We start from the raw sequence: 1,005 nt of genomic DNA on the forward strand, positions 1-1,005 counted from the left end.
AGCAGCGTGAATTTGACACTGAGTCCTTCCTGCCACCTCGTCCAGGCAGCACGGTTGTCTGCTGGTGGCAACGGTGTTGCCACCGGTAGGGATTGAAGCACCTCGGAGAGGGTCTGTTGCATCCAAGGATGCAGTACGGCATTCGTGCAACTGGTGACCCCACGGACACGAACCTGACCGCTGGCCGGATGAAACAGGGTCAGCAACTTGGCCGTCCCACCCCGGACATACTCGTGTGGGAGGCGCGTCGGTTGCCCTTGGGGTTGCCAGCCGCTCCCAGGCTGAGGAATCGCCTGATCGGGGCCCGCTTCATCCTCCACCCACACCGCCAGGCCGCTTTGTTCCCCTTCAAGATAGGCCCGCTCAATTAATTTTTTTTGGCCTCCGTATCTGGGTCGCGCACCACCACCACGCCCGTTTTCCGTTGTCGTTTGGCGCTTCCCGTTTCGCACCAGGTTCGGTCGCGCTGCCACGTCAGCCCAGCTTGGTGTAAGACCCCCAGGATGGTGAAGGTGCTCAGTCGTTCGAATCCTGGTTCACGACGCAGCACTTTCTGCAGGGTCACCAGAGACCAGGTGGCCGTGCCGTCTTGCTCCCGATCCGGGGGACGGCGTGCGGTGTCTAAGATACGGTTCCGCTGAGCGGAACCGTAGACGACTGGAGGACGCCCACCTGGACGAGTTTGGAGTGCGGTTAACCCATGCTGATTGAAGCGGGAGACCAGACGTGCGACCCCTTCACCGGATCGACGTCCACACCGCCGAGCCGCTTCGGTATACGGCACACCCGTCGAGACGGCGAGAATCGTCTTTGCCCGACCCACAACGATCGCAGCGGTGTGATGCGACCGGCTCAATCGCTCCAACAGGGTGCGTTCTTCTTCGGTCAGGGGACGCAGCGGGTCCTTCTGGACACGAGCCATCCTCATATCCTACACCCGTGGCAAGTGACCCACTAGTGGGTCACTTGCCACGGGTGTAGGCGTTCACTGGACGGCCTGCAGGG

The 1,005-nt window shown here is 61.7% G+C and carries 1 protein-coding gene and 1 pseudogene; both read right to left on the minus strand.

Going from position 1 to position 1,005, the window contains the following annotated elements; genetic code table 11:
* Positions 1-320, minus strand: a pseudogene (locus tag F561_RS29825) (transposase); the annotation flags it as partial.
* A gap of 47 nt (positions 321-367) precedes the next feature.
* Entirely contained in the window at positions 368-922 is a 555-nt protein-coding gene (locus F561_RS28510; protein ID WP_083922649.1) for a helix-turn-helix domain-containing protein, read from the minus strand.
* Between the last annotated feature and the right edge of the window lie 83 nt (positions 923-1,005).

Source organism: Deinococcus aquatilis DSM 23025 (assembly GCF_000378445.1).
GTDB classification, from domain to species: Bacteria; Deinococcota; Deinococci; order Deinococcales; family Deinococcaceae; genus Deinococcus; species Deinococcus aquatilis.

Excerpts from the sequence above, each read along its gene's own strand:
- F561_RS28510 (WP_083922649.1), bottom strand. The coding sequence starts at position 922 with ATGGCTCGTGTCCAGAAGGACCCGCTGCGTCCCCTGACCGAAGAAGAA.